General features: G+C 62.8%; 17 protein-coding genes and 1 pseudogene. 10 read left to right on the forward strand and 8 right to left on the reverse strand.

Annotated features, from left to right (window positions below; genetic code table 11):
* The first annotated feature begins 26 nt into the window (after positions 1 to 26).
* Together FR728_RS05985 and FR728_RS05990 are read left to right on the forward strand one after the other, a co-directional pair.
* Positions 27 to 3,113: an efflux RND transporter permease subunit gene (locus FR728_RS05985; RefSeq protein WP_149891679.1), complete on the forward strand. Its 3,087-nt coding sequence runs from the start codon at positions 27 to 29 to the stop codon at positions 3,111 to 3,113.
* A gap of 177 nt (positions 3,114 to 3,290) precedes the next feature.
* A complete protein-coding gene (locus FR728_RS05990; protein WP_149891680.1) occupies positions 3,291 to 3,704 on the forward strand; it encodes a DUF7282 domain-containing protein in 414 nt (137 codons plus the stop codon).
* A gap of 86 nt (positions 3,705 to 3,790) precedes the next feature.
* Here FR728_RS05990 and FR728_RS05995 read toward each other — a convergent pair whose 3' ends face one another.
* Both FR728_RS05995 and FR728_RS06000 read right to left on the reverse strand, forming a co-directional pair.
* Positions 3,791 to 4,285, reverse strand: coding sequence for an ureidoglycolate lyase (locus FR728_RS05995; protein WP_149891681.1), 495 nt, complete (start codon positions 4,283 to 4,285; stop codon positions 3,791 to 3,793).
* A gap of 5 nt (positions 4,286 to 4,290) precedes the next feature.
* Complete coding sequence (locus FR728_RS06000; RefSeq protein WP_149891682.1) at positions 4,291 to 5,112, reverse strand: bifunctional allantoicase/(S)-ureidoglycine aminohydrolase; 822 nt, start codon at positions 5,110 to 5,112, stop codon at positions 4,291 to 4,293.
* A gap of 250 nt (positions 5,113 to 5,362) precedes the next feature.
* On the opposite strand from FR728_RS06000, the gene FR728_RS06005 reads away from it, so the two are divergent.
* Complete coding sequence (locus FR728_RS06005) at positions 5,363 to 5,680, forward strand: antibiotic biosynthesis monooxygenase family protein (RefSeq protein ID WP_149891683.1); 318 nt, start codon at positions 5,363 to 5,365, stop codon at positions 5,678 to 5,680.
* Between the two features lie 30 nt (positions 5,681 to 5,710).
* On the opposite strand, the gene FR728_RS06010 is transcribed toward FR728_RS06005, so the two are convergent.
* On the reverse strand, positions 5,711 to 6,676 hold the full coding sequence (locus FR728_RS06010; protein ID WP_149891684.1) for an AEC family transporter: 966 nt from the start codon (positions 6,674 to 6,676) through the stop codon (positions 5,711 to 5,713).
* A 242-nt stretch (positions 6,677 to 6,918) separates the two neighbouring features.
* Between FR728_RS06010 and FR728_RS06015 the strand changes: the two genes are divergently transcribed.
* The 3 genes from FR728_RS06015 (at position 6,919) to FR728_RS06025 (ending at position 9,948) form a co-directional block, all read left to right on the forward strand.
* Complete coding sequence (locus FR728_RS06015) at positions 6,919 to 8,286, forward strand: AAA family ATPase (RefSeq protein WP_149891685.1); 1,368 nt, start codon at positions 6,919 to 6,921, stop codon at positions 8,284 to 8,286.
* Between the two features lie 821 nt (positions 8,287 to 9,107).
* Positions 9,108 to 9,416, forward strand: a complete 309-nt coding sequence (locus tag FR728_RS06020) for a type II toxin-antitoxin system TacA family antitoxin (protein ID WP_149891686.1) — start codon at positions 9,108 to 9,110, stop codon at positions 9,414 to 9,416.
* Positions 9,406 to 9,948, forward strand: a complete 543-nt coding sequence (locus tag FR728_RS06025) for a GNAT family N-acetyltransferase (protein ID WP_149891687.1) — start codon at positions 9,406 to 9,408, stop codon at positions 9,946 to 9,948. The genes FR728_RS06020 and FR728_RS06025 overlap by 11 nt, the downstream gene beginning before the upstream one ends.
* A gap of 94 nt (positions 9,949 to 10,042) precedes the next feature.
* Here FR728_RS06025 and FR728_RS06030 read toward each other — a convergent pair whose 3' ends face one another.
* Positions 10,043 to 10,903: a 3-oxoadipate:acetyl-CoA acetyltransferase gene (locus tag FR728_RS06030; protein ID WP_149891688.1), complete on the reverse strand. Its 861-nt coding sequence runs from the start codon at positions 10,901 to 10,903 to the stop codon at positions 10,043 to 10,045.
* Positions 10,903 to 11,391, reverse strand: a complete 489-nt coding sequence (locus FR728_RS06035; RefSeq protein WP_149891689.1) for a MarR family winged helix-turn-helix transcriptional regulator — start codon at positions 11,389 to 11,391, stop codon at positions 10,903 to 10,905. The genes FR728_RS06030 and FR728_RS06035 overlap by 1 nt, the downstream gene beginning before the upstream one ends.
* A 308-nt stretch (positions 11,392 to 11,699) precedes the next feature.
* Here FR728_RS06035 and FR728_RS06040 point away from each other — a divergent pair, with 308 nt between their 5' ends.
* Positions 11,700 to 13,628: an FAD-binding monooxygenase gene (locus FR728_RS06040; RefSeq protein WP_149891690.1), complete on the forward strand. Its 1,929-nt coding sequence runs from the start codon at positions 11,700 to 11,702 to the stop codon at positions 13,626 to 13,628.
* 9 nt (positions 13,629 to 13,637) lie between these two features.
* Here FR728_RS06040 and FR728_RS06045 read toward each other — a convergent pair whose 3' ends face one another.
* On the reverse strand, positions 13,638 to 14,891 hold the full coding sequence (locus FR728_RS06045; protein WP_149891691.1) for an MFS transporter: 1,254 nt from the start codon (positions 14,889 to 14,891) through the stop codon (positions 13,638 to 13,640).
* Between the two features lie 428 nt (positions 14,892 to 15,319).
* Between FR728_RS06045 and FR728_RS06050 the strand changes: the two genes are divergently transcribed.
* From FR728_RS06050 to FR728_RS06060, 3 genes are all read left to right on the forward strand, one after another.
* Positions 15,320 to 15,601: an ArsR/SmtB family transcription factor gene (locus FR728_RS06050; RefSeq protein ID WP_149892238.1), complete on the forward strand. Its 282-nt coding sequence runs from the start codon at positions 15,320 to 15,322 to the stop codon at positions 15,599 to 15,601.
* Between the two features lie 76 nt (positions 15,602 to 15,677).
* Positions 15,678 to 16,112, forward strand: a complete 435-nt coding sequence (locus FR728_RS06055; RefSeq protein ID WP_208998672.1) for a YeeE/YedE family protein — start codon at positions 15,678 to 15,680, stop codon at positions 16,110 to 16,112.
* Between the two features lie 2 nt (positions 16,113 to 16,114).
* Positions 16,115 to 16,549 carry a DUF6691 family protein gene (locus tag FR728_RS06060; RefSeq protein ID WP_149891692.1) on the forward strand — a complete coding sequence of 145 codons (435 nt, stop codon included), beginning with the start codon at positions 16,115 to 16,117 and terminating at the stop codon, positions 16,547 to 16,549.
* Positions 16,550 to 16,778: 229 nt separating this feature from the next.
* Here the strand turns inward: FR728_RS06060 and FR728_RS06065 are convergent.
* Both FR728_RS06065 and FR728_RS06070 read right to left on the reverse strand, forming a co-directional pair.
* Positions 16,779 to 17,126, reverse strand: a pseudogene (locus tag FR728_RS06065) (septal ring lytic transglycosylase RlpA family protein); the annotation flags it as partial.
* Positions 17,127 to 17,267: 141 nt separating this feature from the next.
* Positions 17,268 to 17,819 (reverse strand): TetR/AcrR family transcriptional regulator, encoded by a 552-nt coding sequence (locus tag FR728_RS06070; RefSeq protein WP_149891694.1) that lies wholly within the window; start codon positions 17,817 to 17,819, stop codon positions 17,268 to 17,270.
* Positions 17,820 to 17,887 lie beyond the last annotated feature (68 nt).

The following is a 17,887-nucleotide window of genomic DNA, read 5'->3' on the forward strand; positions in this document are numbered from 1 at the left end:
TGTCCGGAAACAAGGGAGCCTGACCCGTGGATATTGCCCGTTACTCGATCGAAAAGCCGGTCAACACCTGGATGATCGTGCTGGTCGCCCTGCTCGGAGGCCTCTGGGGCCTCATGACCGTGGGGCGGCTGGAAGATCCGGCCTTCACCATCAAGACCGCTCAGGTGATCACCGCCTATCCGGGCGCGACCGCCGAGGAAGTGGAGCTGGAGGTCACCGAAAAGCTGGAAACCGCCATCCAGCAGATGCCCCAGCTCGACAAGCTCAAGTCCGTGTCCCAGCCCGGTCTCTCCCGCATCGAGGTGGAGATCAAGGACACCTATGACGGCGAGGAGCTGCCCCAGGTCTGGGACGAGCTGCGCCGCAAGGTGAATGACGAGGTGCGCAACCTGTCGAGCGGTGTGCAGCCGCCGCTGGTGTATGACAGCTTCGGCGACGTCTTCGGCCTCTATTACGCCTTCACCGCCGAGGGCTACTCCCGCCGCGAGATCCGCAAGACCGTGAAGCAGATCCGCCGCGAGCTGCTGACCGTCGACGGGGTGGCGAAGGTGGAGATCGCCGGCGAGCCGGATGATCGCATCTACCTGAATATCTCCCAGGAGAAGATGGCCAACCTCGGCATTTCCATGTCCGACGTGGCCGATGTGCTCGCGGCTGAAAACGCCATCCAGACCAACGGATCGGCGCTCTCCGGCGACAAGCGCATCCAGCTCATGACCGCGTCGGCCTTCGATGCCTACGAGAAGATCCAGGATCTTGTCGTCGGTGTTCCGGGCACCACGGCCATGATCCACCTCTCCGACATCGCGACCCTCGAGGTGCTGCCGCCGGAAGAACCGGACCTGATCATCCGCCACGATGGCCGCGAGGCCGTCACGCTCGGCGTGTCTCAGGTCAATGGCACCAACATCGTCGACGTGGGCTCCGGCGTGCAGGCCAAGCTGGCGGAAATCCGCGCCCAGCTCCCTGTCGGCATGGAAATCAGCCCGATCTATGAACAGAACGTGGTGGTGGACGAGGCCGTCAACGGCTTCATCGTCAACCTGGCCGCCTCGGTGGTCATCGTGATCGGCGTGCTCTGCCTCTTCATGGGCTGGCGTGCCAGCCTCGTGGTCGGGGCCGTGCTCCTGCTCACCGTCATGGCGACGGTGCTCTTCATGCGCATATTCGGCATCGAGATGGAACGTATCTCGCTGGGCGCGCTGATCATCGCCATGGGCATGCTGGTGGACAACGCCATAGTGGTCGCCGAAGGCATGATGATCAACATGCAGCGTGGCGAGAAGGCCATTCCCGCTGCCAGCAAGGTGGTGGGCCAGACCATGTGGCCGCTGCTGGGCGCCACCGTCATCGGCATTATGGCCTTTTCCGGCATCGGCCTGTCCCCGGACGCGACCGGCGAATTCCTGTTCTCGCTCTTCGCGGTGATCGGCATTTCGCTGCTGCTGTCCTGGGTTTTTGCCGTGACCGTGACCCCGCTCTTCGGCAAGTACTTCTTCAAGGTTGGCGCCGGCGGCGATGGCCATGATCCCTACAAGGGCATCCTCTACACCTTCTACCGCAAGTTCCTGATCGTCTCGCTCAAGGCGAGGGTGCTGACGGTGGTGGTGCTGGTGGCCATCACTGCGGTCTGCTTCGTGGCCTTCGGCAGCGTCAAGCAGGCCTTCTTCCCCGACAGCAACACACCGATCTTCTACATCCACTACTGGGCGCCCCAGGGTACGGACATCCTTGCCACGGCTCGTGACATCGCCGAGATCGAGGACATCGTTCAGGCCGACGAGCGGGTGGAGACGGTGACGAGCTATGCCGGCGGCGGTGCGACCCGCTTCATGCTGACCTATGCTCCCGAAAGCGCCAATGACGCCTATGGCCATCTCATCGTGCGCACCACCAGCCGCGACGTGATCGATCAGCTGGCCCTCGACCTGCGCGAGAAGCTCGGCATGGACTATCCCGAAGCGCAGATCATCACCAAGCGTCTGGTCTTTGGCCCGGGCGGCGGGGCAAAGATCGAGGCCCGCTTCTCCGGTCCGGATGCGGATGTGCTGCGTCAGCTCTCGGCCAAGGCCGAGGCGATCTTCCGCGATCCCGACAACCGTCTGAACGACATCCGTGCCGACTGGCGTCAGCGCGAGCTGGTGCTGCGGCCTCTCTTCGACGAGGACCGGGCCCGGATCGCCGGCATCACCCGCCAGAACCTGTCCTACGCCCTGAAGTTCGCCACCTCAGGCGTTCAGGTCGGTACCTTCCGCGATGGGGATGACAACATTCCGATCTATGCGCGCAAGGCCCGTCCGGAAGGGCAGGAAGCCACCAAGACGCTCTATGACAACCTGGTCTATTCCAACTCCCAAGGCGAGTATGTCCCGGTCGATCAGATCGTGCGCGACTTCCAGATGGAGCCGCAGGACACCCTCATCCATCGCCGCGACCGGGTACGAACCCTGACCGTGGCCGCCGAGGTGACCGGTGGCGAGACGGCGGATGCGGCGCTGAAGCGCGTGCGCCCGCAGATCGAGGCCATCGAGTTGCCCTATGGCTATCACCTGGAGTGGGGCGGGGAGTTTGAAAGCACCCGTGACGCACAGGCCTCGCTTGGGGCCCAGCTGCCGCTCGGCTTCCTGGTCATGCTCATCACCTCGATCCTGCTCTTCGGATCGATCCGCGAGCCGCTGATCATCTGGCTGATGGTGCCCATGTCCATCAACGGCGTGGCGCTGGCCCTTCTGGGCACGGACACCGCCTTCGGCTTCATGTCCCTGCTGGGCTTCCTGTCCCTGTCGGGCATGCTGATCAAGAATGCGATCGTTCTCCTCGAGGAGATCGACATCCTGATCGAGGAGGGCCGTCCGAAATATGATGCCATCGTGGAAGCCGGGGTCTCGCGCATGCGCCCGGTGATGCTGGCAGCCATCACCACAATCCTCGGCATGGCACCGCTTCTGTCAGACGCCTTCTTCCAGGGCATGGCGGTCACCATCATGGGCGGTCTGGCCTTTGCCACGGTTCTGACCCTGATCGCGACGCCGGTGCTCTTCGCGCTCTTCTACGGAGTGCGCCCACCGAAGAAGGGAGAGGCCGAGCCTGCCTCAGCCGAAGCCGCCTTGTGAGTGGCTTTGCAAACGGATTACCGAGTGCAAGGGGCGGGCCGAAAGGTCCGCCCCTTCATGCTTTGTTAGGAGCGTTTTCAGTCATCGCTCCCCGCCGCGTGTATCCTGTGGTCTGGCTGATCTGACGCAGCGTAAATGAATGCGTCAACTGACACGCATGTGTCTGAGGAGGTTCGCATGAAGAAGATTTTTGCCGCAGCGATGGTCCTGTCCACTCTGGCCTTCGTGGGAGGAGCGGGCGCCAGCGGTGAGCTGGGTGTGATGGCATCCGATCAGGATGTCTCCGGCGGCTCGGTGATGGCCGATAACGTGATGGCAGCCGCGCCGGGCTGGCTTGTCGTCCACCGCACGGATGCGGCCATGAAGCCCGGTCCTGTCGTGGGCCACGCGGCGCTTGCTGCCGGCGACAACAAGGGCGTCACCGCCACCCTCGACGAGCCGGTCAAATCCGGCGAGATGCTGATGCTCATGCTGCACGGCGAAGAGGGCGGAATGAAACCCGGCGTCTTCGAATACACCCTCGGCGCCAAGGAAGATGGCCCCGTGAAGGTGGACGGCAAGCTGGTGATGCAGGTCATCACGGCCAAGTGAGCTGTGTCCGCATAAGCGGACAAGGGAAAAGGGGCGGACCGGGCAGGTCCGCCCCTTTTTCATGACGTTTAGGAGGGGATGCTGACTTAACGCAGCACCACCTCGAAAGGTTCCTCGAACCAGATTTCTTCCAGATTGTCGCCCGGGCCGATCCGGTCGATCACCGCAAAGAGCCCGGGATCGGACAGCGGCGTCAGCACCCCGTGCCAGGTGTTGCGGTGGAAGTTGATGCCCTGACCGGGCGCCGTGACGAAGGCCAGCGGCCGGCCGGGCTTTCCGGCCTCGTCGGGGGCGACGATCACCAGGAAGGGCTCCGCCGTCATGGGCAGGAAGGCTTGCGAGCCGAGCGGATGACGCTCCACCATGTCCAGCCGGTAAGGCAGATCGCGCTTCTGCGACAGGAAGAGCGAGATCCCGGCCTTGCCGTCCTCTCCGGTGAAGTCGAGGGTCGCCCGGTCGTGGAACCGGCCGCAGAGCCCCTGGTTGATCAGCTTGTCCGGGCTGCCCGAGGCCTCCAGCACCTCGCCGAAGGGGGCGAAGGCCGCAGCCGTCAGCGGCTCGGCAATGATGGTCCGGTCCATGGCGCTCACCGCAGCTTCATGTGCCGGTTGACGTCCTTGTAGAGCAGGTAGCGGAAGTCGCTCGGGCCGCCCGCATAGCACGCCTGGGGGCAGAAGGCGCGCAGCCACATGTAGTCGCCCGCTTCCACTTCCACCCAGTCCTGGTTGAGCCGGTAGACCGCCTTTCCCTCCAGCACATAGAGCCCGTGTTCCATCACATGGGTCTCGGGGAAGGGTATGACCCCGCCGGGCTTCAGGGTGACGATGGTCACATGCATGTCGTGGCGCAGGTCACTCGGATCGACGAAGCGGGTGGTCGCCCAGACCCCGTCCGTATCCGGCATGACCGAGGGCGCGATGTCGTTCTCGTTGAGGAAGAGCGGCTCGGGCTTGTCCAGACCGTCAACTGCCTCATAGGCCTTGCGGATCCAGTGGAAGCGGGCGGAAGCCCCGCCGGTGTTCTTGAGCGTCCAGCCGCTGCCGGCCGGCAGATAGGCATAGCCGCCGGGCACCAGCGTGTGCGCCGCGCCGCCGACCATCACCTCGATGGAGCCATCCACCACGAAGAGCACCCCTTGCGCGCCGCTGTCCGCCTCCGGACGGGTGCTGCCGCCGCCGGGCTGCACCTCCATCACGTAGTGGGAGAAGGTTTCGGCGAAGCCGGACATGGGCCGGGCGATCACCCAGAGCCGGGTCTTGTCCCAGAAGGGCAGCAGGCTTGTGGTGATGTCGGAAAGCGTGCCCTTGGGGATCACCGCATAGGCCTCGGTGAACATGGCCCGGTCGGTGAGGAGCTGGGTCTGGGGGGCGAGGCCTCCGGGAGGCGCGTAATAGGTGCGGTTGCTCATGCTGTCTTCGCTGTGCGGTCTGGGGAGGTGGGGCGGGAGAATCTCCGGCACCTGTGAAGAAACCTCACAGTGGGTCCTTGCCCGGGCGCCGTCAACGGGGAAGCGCGGGGGCTCGGGCCCTGCTTGCCAAAACGCCCAATGGACCGGCAGCCTGCTCTGTGTTTTGCTGACATCTCGGGCAAAGCCGAAAGGTCGCGCATCTCATGCGCGCGCTTGAGGGGAGGGGCGCCCTCCCGAGGAGGAGAGAGCCATGCCGAAGATTTCCGATCAGGCCCATTGCCAGACGGTGCTGACCACCTTCGAAATGACGCCGGGCACCTGTTACGACCTGCTGGAGGAATTGAAGGACGCCTATGCGGAGTTCATCTCCCGCCAGCCCGGCTTCATCGGCGCCGGCCTCCACGTGAACGACGCCCAGACCCGCATCGCCAACTATTCCCAGTGGGAGCGGCGCGAGGACTTTCTTGCCATGCTGCGCACGCCGGAAATGCGCGAGCGCAACCGCCGGATCGCTGCCCTGTGCAAGAGTTTCGAGCCGGTCATGTATGACGTGGCGAAGGTGTTCTGACCCGGTCTCGGGTCGTTCCCGAAGAGCCGATTACAGCCCGGCGCCGAGCAGCCAGAGGGCAGCCGTGACGGTGACGAAATTCAGCGCCGTGCAGAGCGCCAGCGCCACCGCCGGCCCCCGGTCGATGCCATAGGCCATGGAAAGGATCGGGTAGATCGACACGGGCGCGATGCCGGCCAGAACGATCATCGCCTTGAGCAGGTCAGCCGGCATGGTCAGCCAGCCGAGCGCCATGGCGAGCCCCGTCAGCCCCACCACGAGCGCGGGCATGACCCCCACCTTGAACACGGCAACCGACAGCACCCTGGCATCGATGGAGCGCCAGGACAGGTTGGCCAGCGAGGCGCCGATCACCACCAGCGACACCGCAGCGCTCGACTGGGCGAGCAGATCGATGCTGCGCGACAGGGGCATGGCAAGGCCTGCCGGCAGGGAAAGGCCGGAGAGCGAGGCGCCGATGCCCGAGAGCATGGCCCAGAGAATGGGGCTTGCCGACAGGCGCCGGGCGATTTGCCGCGCCAGCGCCCCGCCACCCAGATGCCGGTTGCGGCCGCGCTCCGCCAGCACCAGGATCAGCGGCAGCATCAGCAGCGTCTCGACCATCACGTTATGGGTGAAGGCAAGCGGCGCCACGGCGGGCAGGGCGATCAGGACGATGGGCAGGCCGATGAAGCCCGAGTTGGAGCAGGACATGCCCAGCCCCTGAAAGGCCGCCTCCACCGGCGAGAGCCCGAGCAGCCGGGTGGAGACGAAGAGCCCGAGCCCGAGCGTCAGCAGGGAGGCGCCCGCATAGATCGCCAGATAGTCGGCCTGCAGCACATGGGCGAGATCCGCCTGCGCCAGCGTGCGGAAGATCAGCGCCGGCAGCGCCAGATTGGCCACATAAGCCCCCAGGATCCGGATGTCCCCCGCCTGAAACCACCCCAGCCACAACACCAGCCGGCCAAGGCCCACGAGCAGGAAGATCACGGACGTGATGGAAAGAACGTCGAGCACGGGAAAATCTCGGGAGGAAACGAGGAGCCGGCCGCATTCGGCCAGAATCCGGTGAGACCCTACCTATGGCGAGACTCGACGCAAAAAGGCAAGGGGAGCTGATAAGCATTGAGGCTAAGATTAGAGTTTCCGAATGGATGGTACGATGCTATCTGTAAGAAAATTTAGGTCAAAATTTTAAAATACGTTGATATTAAGGATTTTTCACTTAATATAGAAATCACTCAGATGAATCTTTGTGAGTGTATAGTGAAAAGGCTAGCTCCTTGATTACCCGAATTGAAATAGATGGGTTTAAGACCTTTAAGGAGTTCTCGGCGGACCTTCAGCCATTTGTTGCTGTTGTTGGGGCTAATGCAACGGGAAAATCAAATCTATTTGATGCATTGAAGTTTCTTTCGCGTCTCGCTCAAGTTGATGTCCGGCAAGCAATGCAGGAGCTCAGGGGCGAGCCTGAAGAGCTATTTCGCCATACGTCAGCAGGTATGCAAAAGGTTATGAAGTTCGCAATTGAAGTCCTTCTGCCAACGCGTGGCGTGGATGATTTTGGTGCGTCATTTGAGACGCAGTCGCAGAGGCTTCGATATGAAATTGACGTTGAGATGCGAGATCAGCCTCATGGGATATTTGTTTGTCATGAGGAGTGTCGCGTCATTCAAGCCAAAAACGATCGCATGGTTTTCTTGCCATCTAAGAAGATAAGTCGTTCAAGCAGAAAGCAGCCGTATCTGGAAACTGAGCAAGATATTCAAGGTCGGCCTAGGGTATTTACTATTAGGCAGGATGGAGTTGCGGAGAGCGGTGCGTCGAAGAGAGGGAACCCTTTGCAGCTGCCAGCGGCTGAGGCCTCTAGAAGTGCTCTATCAACTATTGCGACTTCAGAATTTCGCCATTTGTACGCTCTGAAAAAGCTAATCGCGCGGCCGCAATTTCTTGAAATTAATCCAGCGGAAGCACGTAAAGCCAACGACAGGTTCGAGAATAAACGCCTTAAAAGCGATGCCTCAAACTTGGCGGCGAGTTTGTCTGAAATTCAGCGTCTTTCTGCATCTGAGAACCGTCCAATGGGTGCGCTGGCTGATATCTCTGCCGACCTATCAATGTTGATTCCTCAAGTTAAGGGGATACGTGTTCTCGATGATGCAAAAAATAGAGAGTATGCATTTGATGTAGAAGTTAGGGATGGGGCGTCATTTAGTTCGCGTGTAATTAGTGATGGGACAATTCGCTTACTTGCTCTTCTTGCAGTGATCGATGATCCTGATCGTCAGGGTATATTGTGTTTTGAGGAGCCTGAAAATGGTGTTCATGAGGGTAGGATACCAGATCTTATAAATTTGTTGCGCGATGCGACGCAGGAGCAAGGTCCTTATGGTGATTATTTTCAAGTTCTTATGAATACACACTCTCCTGCAGTTATGAGTGCTTTAAAGGCCGAGGAAATTTTGTTTGCCGATATGGTTCGTAGCTTCGTGGGGGATGGAGCCGTAGCGCAGACGCGCACACGTATGCGTAGAATAGTCCCCGAGAAGACTCTGTTTGATGATGAGCATCATTTGTATCGTGAGAAGGTAGACGAGATTCTCCGGAATCGAGCGGGTGGAATTTGATGTATCTTTCATGGTCAGCGTTTTATGAGGGTGTTACAGATCAAAGATATTTAAATATATTGATTCCGCGATTACTAGAGGATATAATATTAACTCGCGGGCGTAGGCCTTGCGACGTTGGTGAATTTCCTGCTGTTGAGTTTGGTATAAATAAGCGTTCTTTTGACTCTGTCGCTGATCAGATTTGTTTGAGGCGAAGGGAGTTTCACATATTATTTGTTCATGCTGATCTTGGAGGTCGGCATACCGCAGGCTCTCTCAGGCAAAGAAGAGAGCAGCTAGTGGAGATGGCATCAGCCAAATGTGGATTTGATCCGCGTAAAGCAGTTTTGCTTTCGCCGAACAGGGAACTTGAGGCGTGGGCATTGGCGGATGAGGATGCCGTCAAAACAGCTTTAGGTGTTAGGTCTCTCACGGGCAATCTAATGCCGAGAGATGGGCGTCACGCCGAGAGATTGAGTGATCCGAAGGCGATGCTCGATGGAATTGTCAGAGGCGCTCAAACGAAAATGACCTCCTCTGGTCAGGTGCTTGTTAGGATTGCGCAGGAACAGAGATTAAGTTGCCTGAGGTCTGCCCCGTCTTTTACTTTATTCGAGAATGACTTATGTAGATGCTTAAGTTTTTGCAACTTCATTGATTGATGTAATTTTATTGATGAGTTCATATGGGCTTATTACAATTTTTTGTTTTTCAATTCGTTTACACGCACTGCCAGAGTTGTTTTCTGGTTGCATTTTCTAGTCTTAACTTGACCTGCGTTTCCGTTCCAATGTAGTGCTATCTGCACCACATAGGTTCTGGAGCCCAGGAGTGCTTCCATGCTGGATCGGCCGGAGGCCGGGGAGCCCGGTGAAAAGCAGACGCGGACCACGCAGATCCGCCACGGAGAGGCTCTGGCACAGCTCATTGAGCGGGCGGCGGTGACGCTTGGCGTCGACAAGTCGGTCTTCCTGCGCGATGCCATTGCCCGCGAGGCGCGCCGGGTGATCGAAGAGAGTTCCCACCACGTCCTGAGTGCGGAAGACGCTAGGCTGTTTGCCGCAGCGCTCGACACGCCACCGCCACCGACCCCACGCGCGCTGCAGGCGGCCGAAACCTATCGCCGCCGCGTCACGCATGCCGAATGACGACACGCCCCTGCGCATCGAGAGGTGGGATCCCGACCGGCACGACCGGTCCGGCTTCGACTGCGGCGTCCAGCGCCTCGACAATTATCTTGCGCTTTCTGCCAGACGGCAGCAGCGGGACGACATGACCCGCGTGCATGTGGCCGTCGAGGAGGGGCAGACGAGGATCCTCGGCTATTCCGCCATCAACATGGGCATGATGAATGTCGCCGAACTGGCGAGCCCCCCAAGGGCAACCCCGAGCCACGGAGAGATTCCGGTCCTGTTCCTGGGGCAGATTGCCGTGGACCGCCGGGCGCAGGGCTGCGGCCTGGGCGGCATCCTTCTGCATCACGTGTTCGAAAAGGCCTGCGTCATCGCCGCCGACGTGGGGTGCCGCGCGGTTCTGCTGGACGTGATGAGCGATGGTGGCCCGGAGGCCTTTCAGCGGCGCAAGGACTGGTATGTGGCCTTCGGCTTCCGGAGCTTTGCCAGCAGGCCCTCCCGACTGTTCATGACCCTTCGTCAGATCCGCCAGATCGTCCAGCGCTGATCCCTCTCTCCCCCCGTGAGGGGGAGATGTCCGTGAAACGGACAGAGGGGGGCTTTCACGGCGACGCGCCGCCGGTGAGGTCCGGATGGACTGCTCACCCCTTCAGCGGCAGGTCCAGCATGTCGCGGGCCTGTTGCCAGGTGGCGACGGGGCGCGCGTAGCGGTCGCAGAGCTCGGTGACCCGCTTCACCAGTGCGGCATTGGAGGGGGCGAGCCGGTGCCGGTCGAGGCGCACGTTGTCCTCCAGTCCGGTGCGGGCGTGGCCGCCGGAGGCGACGCACCATTCGTTCAGCACGATCTGGTTCGGGCCGATGCCGGCCGCGCACCATTCCGCATCCGGGGTCAGGCGCCGCACCGTGCGGATGTAATAGTCGAACGTGTCCCGGTCGGCCGGCATGGCGTTCTTCACCCCCATGACGAACTGGATGTAGAGCCGGCCCGGGATCCGTCCGTCCCGGTTCATGGTCGCCGCCTGATGGATGTGGCTGAGGTCAAAGGCCTCGATTTCCGGCTTCACATGGTAGCGGCGCATTTCGGAGGCCAGCCAGTCGACCAGATCCGGCGGGTTCTCGTAGACCCGGTTGGGGAAGTTGTTGGAGCCGACGGAAAGCGACGCCATGTCGGGGGACAGGGGCAGCATGCCGCCCCGGGTCTGGCCTGCACCCGACCGACCGCCGGTGGAGAACTGGACGATCATGCCGGGGCAATGCTTGCGCAGGCCCTCCAGCAGACGGGCGAATTTCTCCGGATCCGAGCTCGGGGTCTCGTCGTCATTGCGCACATGGGCGTGGACGATGGTCGCACCCGCCTCGAAGGCTTCCTGGGTGCTTTCCACCTGCTCGGAAACGGTGATGGGCACGGCCGGGTTGTTGGCCCTGGTGGGCAGGCTGCCGGTGATGGCCACGCAGATGATGCAAGGCTTGTTGGCGGAGGTCTCGGCAGGGGGTTGCGTCATCATTCGGCTCCTTCGGTGGGCTCCGGGGTCGCAAGGGGGATGAGCGGCGCGCGGCTCAGGTCGTTGGTCGCCTCTGTCGCCTTGGTCAGCAGCTCCATGAAGACCTGCTGCTCGCGCGCGTCCAGCCCCTGCAGCATCACGGTCTGCGCTTCCTCCACGGCGGGCATGACCCGATCAAGGGCTGCTTCGCCCTCCGCGGTCAGCGAGACGACCCGCGCGCGCCGGTCCGTCGGGCTGATCTTGCGGTCCACCAGCCCCTTGGCCGTCAGCCGGTCGATCACCCCGGTGATCGTGGTCCGGTCATAGGCGATCAGCCCGGCAAGGGTCGCCTGGTCGATGTCCTTGTGGACGCGCAGGGTGTTGAGGGCGGCAAATTGCACCGGCGTCAGATCCAGTCCCAGCGGGTCGACCTGACGGTGAAACACCGCCACTGCGATCTGCTGGTAACGTCGGATCAGATGCCCGGGCATCTGCTTGAGTTCGGTCATGGCGTCTCCTTGTCTGGACTGTGAAAGTCTGAGAGGAATTTGACAAGCATACTAATCATCAGTATACTGATTATCAACGTGCTGCCGCGTGGCCCCATCCGCTCTCGTTGCAAAACGAGGGCGGTCGCCCTCCGCAAGGCGGTCGACCCACGGACGGCACGGAACGGACGACGAGGAGAGGATCCCGCAAGACGGATCTGTCCTCGTCGTCCCCATTCCAGACGCTCATGCCGGACCATACCCCGAGGGGGCGGAGGTCCGGTTCCGGACCCGATCCAGGGCGGGCCGGTCTCTCGTGGAGGATTTTCATGCAGTTCCATCTCGACGGCTATCAGTTCGGTGATCCAGCCATTGCACGCGCAGCTCCGGAAATCGAGGGGGGCAACGTCACGTCGCTGCCCGCTGAAGTAGATGTGATGATCGTCGGCTGCGGTCCGGCCGGTCTGACGCTCGCCGCCCAGCTCGCCCGCTTCCCCAGCATCGTCACGGCCATTGCCGACCAGCGCGACGGCCCGCTGGAGCTGGGCCAGGCCGATGGGATTGCCTGCCGCACGGTCGAGATGTTCCAGGCCTTCGGCTTTGCCGAAAAGGTGCTGAAGGAAGCCTATTGGGTCAACGAGACCACCTTTTGGAAGCCGGATCCGGCGAACCCGGCGTCCATCGCCCGCTCAGGGCGCATCCAGGACACGGAGGACGGTCTCTCCGAATTTCCCCATGTGATCCTCAATCAGGCCCGCGTCCACGAGTTCTATCTCGACCTCATGCGCAAGAGCCCGCGCCGGCTGGAGCCTGCCTATGGCCGCCGCCTGATCAGCGTCGATGTCGCGGTAGAGCCTGTCAGCCATCCGGTCACCCTGACCTTCGAGCATGACGTGAACGGGGAAACCCGGCAGGAGATCGTGCGTGCCCGTTATGCGGTGGGCAGCGACGGTGCCCGCAGTGTCGTGCGCCGCTCTATCGGCCGCGAGCTGAAGGGCGATGCCGCCAATCAGGCCTGGGGCGTCATGGACGTGCTGGCCGTCACCGACTTCCCCGACATCCGCATGAAGGCGGCTGTCCATTCGTCGGGAGAGGGCAACCTGCTGATCATCCCGCGCGAGGGCGGATATCTCGTTCGCCTCTATGTGGAAATGGACAAGCTGGCCGAAGACGAGCGCGTCGCCGACCGCAAGATCACCAGCGACCGGCTCGTGGCCGCCGCCCAGCGCATTCTTCACCCCTACACGCTCGACGTGAAGGAGATCGCCTGGTGGTCGGTCTACGAGATCGGCCAGCGCATCACCGACCGGTTCGACAATGTGACTGATCCGTCCGCGGGCGACCGGATCCCGTCCGTTTTCATCGCGGGCGATGCATGCCACACCCACAGCCCCAAGGCCGGGCAGGGGATGAATGTCTCCATGCAGGACACGTTCAACCTGGGCTGGAAACTGGCCGCCGTGCTGCAGGGTCTGGCGAGACCTGAGCTTCTGCTGACCTATTCGGCCGAGCGTCAGGGCATCGCCCAGGACCTGATCGACTTCGACCGGGAATTTGCGCGCATGTTCTCCGCCAAGCCGGTGGAAGACGGCGAGGCGGCGGCCGATGCGGTCGATCCCAAGGCGTTCCAGCGGTACTTCGTCAAGCAGGGCAGGTTTACGGCGGGCACGGCGACCCACTATCGCCCCTCCGTCCTGACCAGCGATGCAGCCCATCAGCCGCTGGCCACCGGTTTCACCGTCGGCATGCGCTTCCACTCCGCCCCCGTGGTGCGCCTGGCTGACGGCAAGCCGATGGAACTGGGACACGCGGCCGAGGCCGATGGCCGCTGGCGCCTTTATGCCTTTGCCCCGGCCGGCGACACGGGAATGGCCGGGGGCGCAATTGCCGAGCTGATGGCCTGGCTGGAAACGGATGCGGCCTCTCCTGTGCGCCGCTTCACTCCGGCGGGTGCCGATGCCGATGCGGTGTTCGATGTGCGGGCGATCTTCCAGCAGGGCTTCCGCGATCTGGCCTTCGGTCTGATGCCCGGCCTCCTGCGTCCCGCAAAGGGTAGCTTCGGGCTCACCGACTACGAGAAGGTCTTCTGCGCCGACCTGAAGTCGGGGATCGACATCTTCGACCTGCGGGGCATCGACCGGGAGAAGGGCGCGCTGATCGTGGTGCGGCCGGACCAGTATGTGGCGGACGTGCTGCCCCTTCAGGTGCGTGTCCCGCTCACGGCCTATTTCGACCGCCTGCTTCTGCCCCAGGGCTGAGCCGCGGCGTCACGTCGGCAGGGGACCGTCGGGCGGTGTGCCCGGCGGCTCCCTCAGGTCTGCGGGCCGCATCAGGTGGCGCAGGCCGATCAGCCCGGCAATCAGGCCGGAGGCGACCGCAAGCCCGAGGCTCCAGCGCGCGCCGAAATGGTCGACGATGAAACCGGCAATCGGCGCGCCGACCGGCGTGCCGCCCATGGTCACCGCAATACGGATCGACATGACCCGGCCGCGCATGGCCGGTTCCGTGTCCAGCTGCATCAGCGCCATGGAGGTCGTCATCACCGTGATCGCGCTGACCCCGCAGGCAACCAGCGCCACGGCGAAGAGCACCGGCGTTGGCGCAAGGGCGGCCAGCAGCGAGGCCACGCCAAAGCCCAGCGACCCCGCGACCAGAACCGTGCCCGTGGCCTGGGCCCGCCCGGCCGCCAGAAGCGCGCCGCTGACCGTTCCCACCGCAAGACAGGACGACAGGAAGCCGTAGTCCGAGGCGCCGAGCCCGAAGACCTTGGTCGCCATGGTCGAGACATAGATCGGGAAGTTGAGGCCGAAGGTGCCGATGAAGAAGAGCATCAGCAGCCAGGTCATCAGGTCTGAGCGCGCCCGCACATAGGCCAGCCCCTCAAGGAAGCCGCCGCGCATGGAGAGGCGCTTGCGCGCTTCCGTCGGCGCCACCCGCGGCCGCAGCAGGAACAGCGAGACGAGCACCGCACCGAAGGACAGCGCATTCAGCAGAAAGCCCCAGCCCGTGCCGGCCAGCGCAATGACGATCCCGGCCGCCGCCGGTCCCACCATCCGCGCGGCATTGAAGAAGGCCGAGTTGAGAGCCACCGCATTGGGCAGCTCCTCCTTGCTCACCAGCTCAGAGACATAGGTCTGGCGCGCTGGAATGTCGAAGGCGGCGGTGCAGCCGTGCAGGAAGGCGAGAAGGCACACATGCCAGAGCTGGATGTGGCCGGACAGGGTGAGGCCTGCCAGGACCAGCGCCAGATGCCCCATGATCGACTGGGTGATCATCGTCAGCTTGCGCTTGTCGAAACTGTCGGCCACCGCCCCCGTCCAGGGCAGGCACAGGAGCTGCGGACCGAATTGCAGCGCCATGACCAGCCCGACGGCGGAGGCATTGTGATCCGTCAGCTCGGTGAGAACCAGCCAGTCCTGCGCCGTGCGTTCCATCCAGGTGCCGATGTTGGACACCAGCGCGCCGATGGCGAAGAGCGCGTAGTTGCGGTTGGCAAGCGATCGGAACATCCGGTGGGGCATGGAGCAACTTCAAAAGGGCGTCCCGAAAGGGCCGGGCCGGGGCGCGGGACCGCCTCGGCTGGTGTCGCCCGTTGCAGGCGGATCGCGCGTCCGGAGAGGACGCGGTCGCGGCTCGGGCGGGGAATCTCGGGAAACTTGATAAGGACACCTTGGTTTTAGGGCGGGGCACGAAGCCGGTCAAGCCGCGCCCTTGCAGCAAGGCGGCGGCCGTCGCTGCGGGCCGCTGTACAGGTCAGAACGATTTCGAAAAAACGATTGCAAAAAAACTTAATCGTACTATCTTCTCCTCAAGTTGGACGGGTACCGGCGATCTCTCCGTGCCCCGACCCAGATCCCCCGTGGCGAGGTTCCTGATGGCTCTTCTCGACGTCTCAATGGACGACATGGCTCTAGATGCGGAGAGCGGTGCGGCGGCGCCCCTCTCAGCGATGGGCGAGAAGGTGCTGGAGGCTTCCGGCTTCCTGAAGAAGCTCGCCAATCCCGACCGGCTTCTCGTCTGCTGTGCCCTGATGGAAGGGGAACGCAGCGTGCGCGAGCTGGAAGAGCAGCTCGGCATCCGGCAGCCCGGGCTGTCCCAGCAACTGGCCGAATTGCGCCGGGCCGAGCTCGTCGTCCCGCGCAAGGATGGCAAGCAGGTGTTCTACTCCTTGGCGGATCACAAGGTCCGCACCGTGATCGAGACCCTGCATCGCCTGTTCTGCGCGGAGTGACCCCTGACCACGCGCCGATTTGACGACCTTGCTCCTTCGGGAGCCGAACCGATCCTGTTCCGAGGACTGACGAACCATGATCACTGAATTCACCCCCTTGCTGTCCTTCGTGGGCGGCTCCCTCATCGGCCTCGCGGCCGTGCTCCTGATGCTCTTCCACGGCCGCATCGCCGGCATGACCGGCATCCTGACCGGCATCCTACCGCCCCTTGCCAAGGACTGGGACTGGCGCCTGTTCTTCGTGATCGGCGCCATCGCGGCACCGGCGATCATCACCGCCGTCTATGGCCCGGACACCATCACCTTCCAGACCGACATTCCGATGGTCTGGACCATCATCAGCGGCCTGCTCGTGGGCGTTGGCGTCTTCTTCGCTTCCGGCTGCACCTCCGGTCACGGGGTCTGCGGGTTGTCGCGCCTCTCGGTCCGCTCGCTGGCCGCAACCCTGACCTTCATGGCCGCAACGGCTGCGACCGTCTTCGTCATTCGTCACGTTCTCGGAGGCTTCTGATCATGCGTGCGCTTCTTGCTCTTCTCGCCGGTCTCGTCTTCGGGGCCGGGATCGCTCTGGCCGGCATGATCAATCCGGCCAAGGTCCTGAACTTCTTCGACGTGGCCGGCACCTGGGACCCGTCCCTGGCCTTCGTGATGGGCGGCGCCATCGTCGTGACCTTCATCGGATACCGGCTGGCCTGGCGCCGCACCGCGCCGCTCCTCGACACCCGCTTCCATCTGCCGACGGCCCAGACCATCGATCTGCGCCTGGTGGGAGGGGCTGCGATCTTCGGCGTGGGCTGGGGCATCGCCGGCTTCTGCCCGGGTGGGGCTATTCCGGCGCTGGGCCTCGGCCGCGTTGAGCCGCTGGTCTTTGTCGGCGCCATGATCGTCGGCATTCTGGTGGCCCGCACCGCGCGCAACGCGGCAACCCGCAAGGCAAGCCTCGCCTGACCGCATGAGCTGCGGGCGAAACGCGAAAAGGGCGCGGCAGATCTGCCGCGCCCTTTTTCATGACATGTGATGATGTGAAGCGAGGGCGCTCTAGAACCAGGGCGCTCTAGAACCAGGGCCCCTAGAACCAGGGCTTGTCGAGGGCCTTCACGTCCTTGAGCGCGACCTTGAGGTTCGGGCGCTTGCGGGGCAGGGGCATGGCTTCGAGCTTTGCCGCTTCCTGCTTCGTCACCGGCTTGATGCAGACCTTGGTCACGCCCTTGGAAACGAAGCTGAGCTGTCGCGCCGCGGCCTTGGACAGGTCGAGGATGCGCTTGCCGCTGAAGGGGCCGCGATCATTGATCCGCACATAGACATCCTGACCGTTGCTCACATTGGTGACCTTGAGCAGGGTGCCGAAGGGAAGGCTGGGGTGGGCGGCGGTCATCTTGCTGGCGTCCATCATTTCGCCGGACGCGGTCCGGCTCTTGAGGGCATACCAGGAGGCCTTGCCGCAATTGGGGAAGGCCGCTGCTTCGTTCGCCTGAAAAAGGGCAAGCAGGAGGCCCGCCGAAAGAAGGATCGGCTGAAGCTTCATGGGTGTCTCTTCTGAAGGGCGACCGCTGCCGCATTCGCGGACCGGACATCGCGAGCAGCCGGAGCTGCCGTCTTGTTTACGCAGCGTTTCCCTTAAGGATCCCAGAGGGCCAAACTATGGCGAGGATGTGGAACCTTTGGGTCAGATGGCCAATTTCTGCGCTTTTTGAAGAAAATCCGACAATTTCCGGAACGCGCGGGGCTCGCCTTCCGCGCTGGCGATCACCCATGCCCCCTCCAGTTGCATGAGCAGCTGCTCGGCAAGATCCTCCGGATCCGGCTCTCCGAGGCGCTCCGCATGGGCGCGCAGGCAGCCGCGCCAGTCGTCGAGCACGGCTCTTGCCGCCTCGCGCAGCTGCGGATCCTGATCCCCCGCCTGCACCACGCTCATCACCGGACAGGCGCCGAGCGCCACCCAGTCTCCCAGCAGGGCGCACAGGGCGACCATGCCATCGGTGAAGCTGGCAGAGCTCTCGAAGGCCCGGTCGAGACGCCGTTGCAGCACGCCGCCGATCCAGCGGGTCGCGGCCGCACCGAGTTCCGCCTTCCCGCCGGGGAAATGGTGGTAGAGCGACCCCTTGGGCACGCCGGAGGCCTTCAGGATCTCCGACAGCCCGACCCCGTCATAGCCCTTGCGGCGGAACAGGTCGGAGGCGGTCTTGAGCAGCAGGTCGCGGGTGGAGAGATCGGTCATGGCGCAATCCTATCCGCACTAGACCGATTGGTCCAGATGGGCTATTAGACCGACTGGTCTAGTGATCG

The sequence above is a fragment of the Roseibium aestuarii genome, from assembly GCF_008477545.1.
GTDB classification, from domain to species: Bacteria; Pseudomonadota; Alphaproteobacteria; order Rhizobiales; family Stappiaceae; genus Roseibium; species Roseibium aestuarii.